Raw genomic sequence first — 9,439 nt, 5'->3', positions numbered from 1 at the left:
TAAATTAGCTGCGGGAAAATTAGCCGCAATCCACGGTAGATAATCATCGCGATTGTCGAGATATTGGTATTTTTTCGTAATTTGATGTCGATCGAGATAGTCGAGGAAACTTTGAATGGTCGATCTCTCCTTGACACGCCGTTCTAAAGAAGTAGACCGATTGATATAGGGTGCGATCGAAAAATAGGGACAAGCGATCGTCCACTCAAAAATTTCGGTAATATCGGCAAAGCCAGCTTGCCATTTACCATAGTCTAATTCCAACAGCCGACAAATAGCTGCAAAATCTTGGGTTAATTCAATTTCCTGTTGAAAATTACCATTATGATAACGGTAGATATAACTCAGTCCCCGCTCGCCATATTTAAGATTGAAGCGACGGCATATTTTACCAATTAAGTTGCCCAGATCGTTAAATGATAGATAATTATAAGTGCTTTCAAAATATGGCGAACTAGCGGTAAAATAATCGACCTGAAAATCTCGATATAGTGTCGAGAAAACGCTCCCAGCAGCTTTAAATTCAATAATATCTAAGTCGTTAACGATCGTCTGGCGAATTTGCTGCCAATTATCGCCAGGAGCGAGGCAAACGATAATATCTAAGTCGCCAAAATCTGATTTATCACCATAATAGCCGGGAATGCGATAGCGATCGCTGCCCAAATACCGATCGAGATAGGTACGAATGTCAGCTTCGATGTCTAAATAGCGATCTCGATCGATCCGACCGCGATTGAATAAATTTCCACCCATAAGATTAGGAAATAGGGGTTAGACTCACGCAACTACGAACCGATAATCTATCTGTAGGTTTTAAAGGCTCAATATTTTCTACAGGTAAAGTCACTAGTATCACAAAAGTACCCACCGCAGTATAGATCTCCAGCACGCAGCCTTCTTCCCCCGCAGGATCGGTAACAAAGTCATTCAATATCGCAACATCTCCTTTGGCGATCTTATATTCTGAAAAGTCGCAATTTATAATTACTTCTTGAAAAAGTTCAGGCTTCATAATTTTATTTTCCTAATCTGGGATGAATGTGATGAATCTAAATTGTTTATCTACTGATTCATGTAGCCCAAGCCGACATCGACGAGGGTTTGCAGTAAAATGGTGGGCAGTGCCCACCGCTTAAGTTTTTGTCAATTCCTAGATTTCATCTACTTTATACTGGTTCTGATTTAGCTTTTGTCGCCAAGATATGAGAGTGTTAAGCTTGAATTATCTTCAATCTTCTTATTGCATCATGAACACAACTCCGCAATGCGGACGCTCCACGATAGAATCGATTTCAGATCTTTAGAGGTATCTCTTTTGGAGCTGGCTACTTATAATAAAGTTTTGCGACTAGATTTGTCTCTTATTATGTTAAGATTAACACAAAATTTCAGACGATTTTGATGTATGAGTCTTCCTCCACAAATATTAGAAATAATTGAAAGATTGAATCAAGAGTTAGATCTAATTGAGAGTGAGGCTAATAGGGGTCTTGAGATAGTTAGAGGATTGTTACCTCTTTTTTATGAGAATCCTATTTTAATTCAGTTGTTATCGACTCTTAATAACTCATTATTATTTCGAGACAATGTAAAAAGGAGGATTCAAATAGCGATCGATAGCATCTCGCCACCACAGATTCCTAGTGAAATCGTCCAAGCAGCCGCCGAGGATTTAGGAGAGTTGCTAGGTCGAGCATTAGAAACTAAAATGTTGGTGATGAGAGCAGTCAAAATTTTGGAGGATTTATCATGACCGAGGGATCGTTAAGTCCACAACAACAGGCTAAACTGGCAGAAGCACTAGAACTAGCTAAACTGGCAGAAGAGAAAGCTAGGCAGATGAGCGAGTTAGCAACCTCAGTTGCTAATAAATATCAACAATACCTTTACGACTCGGCAAACTCACCTTCAAAACAAGCGAGTTAAAGATATTGTAAGTTTGAAAATCAAATTTATCGATTGTATTTACGCACTCGTGCAACTACGCACAGATAGTCTATCTGTAGGTTTTAAAGGCTCAATATTTTCTACAGGTAAAGTCACTAGCATCACAAAAGTACCCACCGCAGTATAGATCTCCAGCACGCAGTCTTCTTCCCCCGCAGGATCGGTAACAAAGTCATTCAATATCGCAACATCTCCTTTGGCGATCTTATATTCAGGAAAGTCGCGATTTATAATTACTTCTTGAAAAAGTTCGGGCTTCATAATGCTGCTATTGAAAATGGTAACATTACTGTCGATCGGGGATAATTTAAACTTTCACCGTTGCTGAATGTTGTTTCAGTACTTGCTTGAGATATTTCCCTGTATGCGATTTAGAATTTTTAGCCACATCCTCCGGCGTCCCTACTGCGACTAATTCTCCTCCTTTATTACCACCTTCTGGCCCCAGATCGATCGTCCAATCGGAGCAGCGAATCACGTCGAGGTTGTGTTCGATGACGATGATGGAGTTGCCCTTATCTACCAGTCTTTGCAGGACGTCTAGGAGCTTGTGGACGTCGTAGAATGAGAGTCCGGTGGTGGGTTCATCGATGAGATAGAGGGTTTTACCCGTGGCGCGTTTGGATAGTTCGGTGGCGAGTTTGACGCGTTGGGCTTCGCCGCCGGAGAGGGTGGGGGCGGTTTGTCCGAGTTTGACGTAGCCTAAGCCGACATCGACGAGGGTTTGCAGGCGGGTGGCGGCGCGGGGGATATTCTCAAAGAAGCCTAAGCCTTCTTCGACGGTCATATTTAGGACATCGGCGATCGATTTACCTTTATATTTAACTTGGAGGGTTTCGCGGTTGTAGCGTTCGCCTTTGCAGACGTCGCATTGGACGTAGACATCGGGGAGGAAGTTCATTTCGATGATGTTGACGCCTTGTCCGCTACAGGCTTCGCAGCGTCCGCCTTTGACGTTGAAAGAAAATTGTCCAGCTTTATAGCCGCGCGTTTTGGCTTCGATGGTTTGGGTGAAGACTTCGCGGATGGTGTCAAAGACGCCTGTATAGGTGACGGGATTCGATCGAGGAGTGCGCCCGATCGGGGATTGATCGATGATAATGACTTTATCGATCGCGCTAATACCTTGCAACTCATCGACATCTTTGGGAAAGGGTACCCGTTTGGTGAGATGGTGCTGTAAGGCGGGGTGGAGCAGTTCGTTGATCAGGGTAGATTTGCCCGAACCGGATACGCCTGTGACGGAGACGAGTTTACCGAGCGGGAATTCGACATCGAGATGTTTGAGGTTGTTACGGTGGGCATTTTTGAGAATTAAACTGCGTCCGTTGCCTTCGCGTCGTGCTGCTGGCGTTTCGATACCTACACGTCCAGATAAATAAGCACCTGTAATCGAATCTTCGGATTTGAGGAGTGCATCTAAATCGCCCTCAACGACGATACTACCACCATGTACGCCAGCACCAGGGCCGATATCGACTAAATGGTCGGCGGCGCGGATAGTGTCTTCGTCGTGTTCGACGACGATGAGGGTATTGCCCAAGTCGCGCAATTTGGTAAGAGTATTTAATAGTCGTCCGTTATCACGTTGGTGCAAACCGATACTCGGTTCGTCGAGGACGTATAAGACGCCTGTCAAACCGGAGCCGATTTGGGTAGCGAGGCGAATTCGTTGGGCTTCGCCGCCGGAGAGGGTCATCGCGGCGCGATCGAGCGTAAGATAATCTAGACCGACGTTGAGTAAAAATTGCAGTCTGGCAGTAATTTCTTTGAGGACTAATTCACCGATTTTGAGTTGTTTTTCAGTCAATACTAATCGATCGAGTCTGTCCAAACATTCATCGATCGCGGTACTGGTAAAATCGAGAATGCCATATTGTCCTAACTTTACCGATTGAGCTTCGGCTTTTAACCGTTTGCCGCCACAAGCTTCGCAGGGTCTGTCTGTCAGGTATTGGTCGAGCTTTTGTTTTTGCAATTCTGAGGCATCATTGTATTGCCTGTCGAGAATTTTAATCACTCCGCGAAAGCGACGATTTTCACCGATATCTTCCATCCAAATCGGCTCATCTCGACCTTCTAAAATTAACGCTCTTTGTTCGGGAGTGAGTTTTTGCCACGGGGTATCGAGGGCAAATCCAGCGGCTTGACCCAAGCTATATAATAACGATAAATAATAAGAATTATCCTTGTCCGACCACGGCGCGATCGCGTGATAAATCGCCGCAGCCGGATCGGGAATAATTAGGTCTGGATCGAAGGTGCGCGAGCTACCGATGCCGTGACAAGCCGGACAAGCCCCATAGGGAGAGTTAAAAGAGAACAATCGGGGCGATAATTCTTCCATTACCGCGCCATGTTCGGTACAGGCAAATTTTTCAGAAAAAACTAATTCTGTGGGTAAATCTGGATTTACTTCGGCACCTTCGTCGGTAATAATTGAAATAGTGGCTATCCCTTCGCCATGTCGCAAACAAGTAGTTAAAGAATCCGATAATCGCGATTCGATGCCTTCTTTATTAACCAATCGATCGACCACAATTTCGATCGTGTGATGTTGATTTTTATCTAAGACAATGCGATCGGCTAATTCGCGAATCTCGCCATTTACCCGCACCCGCACGAAGCCTTCGGATGCCAAACTAGAAATTACTTTCTGGTGAGTTCCTTTTTTACCCCGGACGATTGGTGCTAAAATCTGAAACTTAGTCCGTTCGGGCAAAGCGCGAATCCTGTCGCTCATTTCATCGATCGTTTGTGGGGCGATGGATCGATCGCACTGCGGACAATGGGGCGTACCCGCACGACCGTATAATAACCGAAAATAATCGTAAATTTCGGTCACCGTGCCGACAGTCGAGCGAGGATTATTAGAAGTAGACTTTTGATCGATCGAGATTGCTGGACTCAAACCCTCGATCGCATCGACATCTGGCTTGTCCAATTGCCCCAAAAATTGCCGCGCATAAGCACTCAGCGACTCTACATACCGCCGCTGTCCCTCCGCAAAGATGGTATCGAATGCCAGTGACGATTTACCCGAACCAGAGACACCTGTAAACACGATTAAGCGATCGCGTGGTAGCTCTAAACTAATATTTTTGAGGTTGTGTTGTTTGGCACCACGGATGCGAATAGTGTCTTGGTCGTTTGCAGACATAGGGTAGAGCTATTGGTTCAAAGTAGAACAAACCTATGTTTTAACACATCTTTAGGCTCTAGATCTGTCGATGGCTAGACTAGATCGACAAATTACACATTCGATCGCTGTAGAATGGATGCGATCTGGTGGTTGCTAGTGGGGAGGGCGGGTTTTGTTTGGGTATAAATCGCACGGCAATATTTATTAGCATATACCCGCCCCTACAAATGGTTGACGGTTAGACGATCGACGATCGATTTTTTTGATATGAAATATAATCCGGATTTACATCACCGTCATTCTATTCAATTGAGAGGATACGATCGTTCCCAATCCATAGCTTATTTTATTACTATTTGCACTCACGAACTTGCATCTATCCTTGGAAAAATGATTGCAATGACTGGGGAAATGTCATCAGCGTTCATTAGCAAAATCTATCAAAACATCATCAAACATTGCGATCTTTATGGAGTTCGGCTGGTGTCATCTTGGTTGGAACGAACGTAACATTGTAGCCATTATAAAACTCCCTGCCTAAATCCAATCGCAACCGATCGGTAGCCGTCATCTGATGAAGGTATTTGAAGCTGTCACCAATGCTAGATTATAATTTAATGCTCTTTTGAGGGAGTAAGAAAACGCTTTTGGTTTCATCTTCGTCGCTCCCTCAAAATAAGTTAGTCGATCGAGATCGACTATTCCCGCGTTACCAAACAGCGAATTGCTTCGAGCAAACCTCTGGCTTTATTTAAGGTTTCCTCATATTCTGTTACTGGATCGGAATCGGCAACCAATCCCGCACCAGCTTGCACGGACACGATACGATCTCCTTTTCCGTCAGGACGCACTACCATCGTGCGCAGGGTAATCGCCGTATTCAGTTGTCCTTCAAAATCATAGTAGCCATAGACGCCCGAATACGCACCCCGCCGACAGCCTTCTAAATTGTGGATGATTTCTAGCGCGCGAATTTTGGGCGCGCCGCTGACTGTCCCTGCGGGGAAACAGGCTTTGAGCAGATCCCAGGCGGTTTTACCCGGCGCGAGTTGTCCCACAGCATTGCTGACAATGTGCATCACATGGGAATAACGCTCGATCGTCATTAATTTATCGACAACCACTGTACCACTGGCACAGACTCGACCCAAATCGTTGCGCCCCAAGTCTACCAACATTACATGTTCGGCAACTTCTTTGGTATCTGCGAGCAGTTCGATTCCGAGAGCTTCATCTTCTTGGGGTGTTTGTCCGCGCCGCCGGGTACCAGCGAGGGGGCGCAGGGTGGCTTTGAGAGTACCATCATAATTACGATCGGCTCTCACCATTACTTCGGGACTAGAACCGATAATCTGCCAATCTCCAAAGTTAAAATAAGCCATATAGGGCGAGGGATTGACCAAGCTTAAGGAGCGATATAAATCGAACGGATCGCCTGTATAACCTGTCGATAACCGCTGGGAGACGACGACTTGGAAAATATCGCCAGCAGTAATATGTGCCTTGGCTTTCTCTACATTCGCGCAGAATTCCGCTTTGGAAGTATTGCTGGTATATGCGGCGGGAAGTTCGGTAAGCGGGGGACTAGGTTGGGGTGGCGTCCACTCTAAAAACTTGGGCATCAGCGGTTGTTGGAGTTTGGCAACGAGAGTATTAATGCGATCGCACGCCTGAGTATAGGCAAGTTCGAGATCGCCATGACAACCCTGTAAATCGGCATACGCGATCGCCCAAATTTTGCGTTTGACTCGATCGAAGACGATTAGATGATCGACCTGCATCCACAAGCCATCTGGCAGGTCGTCAGCGGTAGCTGGATGGACGGGGACTCTAGATTCGATCCATTTCATCAATTCGTAGCCCCAGAAGCCAAATAGCCCCCCAATTCCGCCAGGGAGTTGCGGGAGTTTGACGGGTTTGTAGGGTTCTAAGCAGTCAGCCAGCGTCTGAAACGGATCGCCTGTAAATGTTGTGACGGTACCATCGCGGTGCGTTTGCGTGGTGAGATCGCCGCGATTTTCTAGCACCCATAAGGGATTGCAACCCAGGAAACTATAGCGTCCGACAGTTTCTCCACCTTCAACAGATTCGAGTAAGAAGCTATAGGGTTGACCCGCACAGACTTTATGCCATGCCGAGACGGGAGTATCGAGATCGGCGACCCATTCTTGATACAGGGGGATAAAGTTACCTTCGCTGGCTAGCTGACTGAATCGATCGAAACTGGGGAAAATCATTTGCAAGGATTGCGGCAGGATATCTATCTTATTGTCCCTGCTGAGGTAGTTATCGAGCAAATTATTTTAGATTTTTTGCAGCTCGACAGCAATTTTTCGAGCTGGTTATCGATCGACAGATCGATCCTGGCGACCCATTCTCGATCCAGGGGGATAAAGTTACCTGCGCTGGCTAGCTGACTGAATCGATCGAAACTGGGGAAGAGCATGGCCAGGATTGCGTCAGAATATCTACCTTAATGTTTATCGATCGATAGTCAATCGCAATATGCTTATCCCAAATTCAGGTTATTTAAGGTAGTTGCCCAATTCCTAAAAATAGCCAACTTACAACCACACCTAAGATCGAGCCAGCGATTACTTGTACTGGCGTGTGTCCGAGTAATTCCTTGAGCTTTTCTTCATTAAACTTATGATCCTCTGAGAATAATTCGTCCATCATTTGATTGAGGATACGGGCTTGTTTGCCTGCGGCTTGACGAACTCCAGCCGCATCGTACATGACGACGATCGCAAAAATTGTCGCGATCGCGAATTCTGGACTTTTCCAGCCCAAAACTTCGCCGACGCCAGCAGCTAGAGCGGTAACTAGCGCAGAATGCGCGCTGGGCATTCCACCTGTAGTTGTCAAAACTTGGACGCTAAATTTACCATTTTGGATCGTATCGATAATCAGTTTGAGAACCTGAGCGGCCACCGCCACTAGTAAAATCCGGTTATCGAGAATCTGACTGATGTCATCGATCGCAGAGGTTGTCTGACTAACCACGTAAATAACCTAGAATAAGTAAACAACTGAAGCAATATCTAATAAGTACCATAGAACAGAGCTATTTGAGAGTAAGAATTAGAATCGAACAGCTCGTTTCAATAGCTAAATTAACCTGCGTCGATCCTGTTTGAGCGGCTACGCCAACGGGATAAAAGTTGACTGGAGACTGGAAGTCTCGGCTCGTGATGCTAAGTCCGCCTACTCGGACTAGGAAATCCAGTCCGAGTAGGCGGACTTAGCATCATTAGCCCCGATTTTAATCGGTGGCGGTATTGGAACGGAGCTAAGTTAATTTTTGCGATCGGTAATGTAGTCGGCAAGAGCCTGGAGCGGACGCGCTCGATCGCCAAATTCAGCCAAAATAGCTTTAGCTTCTGCTACTAGTTTATCAGCTTGGCGTTTGGATTCTTCCAATCCCCACAGTTTGGGATAGGTCGCTTTTTGAGCTTGAACGTCTTTGCCTGCGGTTTTGCCCAGTTCGGCTTGGGTGGCGGTGATATCGAGAATATCGTCGATAATCTGGAATGCCAACCCGATATTGTGGGCGAATTTAGAGAGTTTTTCGAGCTGTGTGTCGGTGGCTCCAGCGAGGATTGCCCCACAGACGACACAAGCTTTGAGCAGGGCACCTGTTTTGTGATTGTGAATGTAAGTGAGTGTTTCGACAGATATATCCGGTTTACCTTCGGATTCGAGATCGACTACTTGTCCGCCGACTAAACCATTAGCACCCGAAGCTTTAGCTAAATACGCGATCGCTTTGAGTACTTTGTCAGCACTGACGCCCTGAGTCTGGGTCGCGATATACTCGAATGAATAAGCCAGCAAGCCATCCCCCGCGAGGATCGCAATATCTTCGCCATAAACTTTATGATTTGTCAGCTTACCCCGCCGATAATCATCATCATCCATTGCTGGTAAATCGTCGTGGATTAGCGACATTGTGTGAACCATTTCCAGCGCGCAAGCCATCGGCATAACTGAATCGATACTACCTCCAATCAGTTCGCAACTAGCAAGGCATAACATCGGGCGCAGCCGCTTACCACCAGCCAGTAAGGAGTACCTCATCGCATCATAGATCGTGTCTGGGTAGCCAGGACGAATCGCCGCGTCTAAGGCTGCTTCGATCTGTGGCTGACGCTCGGTGAGATAAGCTACCAGATCGAAGGTAGCAGTGGGAGAAATTTCCTGGTGACTGGTCATTGGTGCTAGAGGATGGAGGGACAATCTATACAGCTCTTGTCTCAACTATTTTACGAGGGAATGGGTCTTTTTAGGAAATGGGTGAATGAGTGGATGAGTGGATGGGTAATGGGTAATGGGTAATGAATGGGT

The 9,439-nt window shown here is 46.1% G+C and carries 9 protein-coding genes; 2 read left to right on the top strand and 7 right to left on the bottom strand.

Translation table 11 applies throughout. The features are described 5' to 3' along the window. The coding region (locus C7B77_RS16155) for a hypothetical protein (RefSeq protein ID WP_106306866.1) at positions 1-756 on the bottom strand (756 nt) is incomplete at its 3' end. Positions 757-760: 4 nt separating this feature from the next. Next, positions 761-1,015, bottom strand: coding sequence for a DUF4926 domain-containing protein (locus C7B77_RS16150; RefSeq protein ID WP_106306863.1), 255 nt, complete (start codon positions 1,013-1,015; stop codon positions 761-763). 393 nt (positions 1,016-1,408) lie between these two features. Between C7B77_RS16150 and C7B77_RS16145 the strand changes: the two genes are divergently transcribed. Then, a complete protein-coding gene (locus C7B77_RS16145) occupies positions 1,409-1,756 on the top strand; it encodes a restriction endonuclease subunit S (protein WP_106306859.1) in 348 nt (115 codons plus the stop codon). Beyond that, positions 1,753-1,929, top strand: a complete 177-nt coding sequence (locus tag C7B77_RS30060) for a hypothetical protein (protein ID WP_181243886.1) — start codon at positions 1,753-1,755, stop codon at positions 1,927-1,929. Before C7B77_RS16145 ends, C7B77_RS30060 begins: the two co-directional genes overlap by 4 nt. A gap of 39 nt (positions 1,930-1,968) precedes the next feature. On the opposite strand, the gene C7B77_RS16140 is transcribed toward C7B77_RS30060, so the two are convergent. The 5 genes from C7B77_RS16140 to crtE form a co-directional block, all read right to left on the bottom strand. Beyond that, a complete protein-coding gene (locus C7B77_RS16140; RefSeq protein ID WP_106306856.1) occupies positions 1,969-2,211 on the bottom strand; it encodes a DUF4926 domain-containing protein in 243 nt (80 codons plus the stop codon). A 46-nt stretch (positions 2,212-2,257) separates the two neighbouring features. After that, complete coding sequence (uvrA, locus tag C7B77_RS16135) at positions 2,258-5,110, bottom strand: excinuclease ABC subunit UvrA (protein ID WP_106306852.1); 2,853 nt, start codon at positions 5,108-5,110, stop codon at positions 2,258-2,260. 680 nt (positions 5,111-5,790) lie between these two features. Continuing rightward, complete coding sequence (locus C7B77_RS16125; RefSeq protein ID WP_106306850.1) at positions 5,791-7,329, bottom strand: anthranilate synthase component I family protein; 1,539 nt, start codon at positions 7,327-7,329, stop codon at positions 5,791-5,793. Positions 7,330-7,621: 292 nt separating this feature from the next. After that, entirely contained in the window at positions 7,622-8,074 is a 453-nt protein-coding gene (locus tag C7B77_RS16115) for a divergent PAP2 family protein (protein WP_106306869.1), read from the bottom strand. Between the two features lie 315 nt (positions 8,075-8,389). Further along, entirely contained in the window at positions 8,390-9,307 is a 918-nt protein-coding gene (gene crtE / locus C7B77_RS16110; protein ID WP_106306844.1) for a geranylgeranyl diphosphate synthase CrtE, read from the bottom strand. Positions 9,308-9,439: the final 132 nt, after the last annotated feature.

It is taken from the genome of Chamaesiphon polymorphus CCALA 037 (assembly GCF_003003845.1).
In the GTDB taxonomy this organism is placed as follows: Bacteria; Cyanobacteriota; Cyanobacteriia; order Cyanobacteriales; family Chamaesiphonaceae; genus Chamaesiphon; species Chamaesiphon polymorphus.
This window is presented reverse-complemented; position numbering and strand designations above follow the sequence as displayed.

Coding starts and splice junctions, on each gene's coding strand:
- C7B77_RS16125 (WP_106306850.1), bottom strand. CDS start 7,329: ATGATTTTCCCCAGTTTCGATCGATTCAGTCAGCTAGCCAGCGAAGGT.
- C7B77_RS30060 (WP_181243886.1), top strand. CDS start 1,753: ATGACCGAGGGATCGTTAAGTCCACAACAACAGGCTAAACTGGCAGAA.
- C7B77_RS16150 (WP_106306863.1), bottom strand. CDS start 1,015: ATGAAGCCTGAACTTTTTCAAGAAGTAATTATAAATTGCGACTTTTCA.
- C7B77_RS16145 (WP_106306859.1), top strand. CDS start 1,409: ATGAGTCTTCCTCCACAAATATTAGAAATAATTGAAAGATTGAATCAA.
- uvrA (WP_106306852.1), bottom strand. CDS start 5,110: ATGTCTGCAAACGACCAAGACACTATTCGCATCCGTGGTGCCAAACAA.
- crtE (WP_106306844.1), bottom strand. CDS start 9,307: ATGACCAGTCACCAGGAAATTTCTCCCACTGCTACCTTCGATCTGGTA.
- C7B77_RS16140 (WP_106306856.1), bottom strand. CDS start 2,211: ATGAAGCCCGAACTTTTTCAAGAAGTAATTATAAATCGCGACTTTCCT.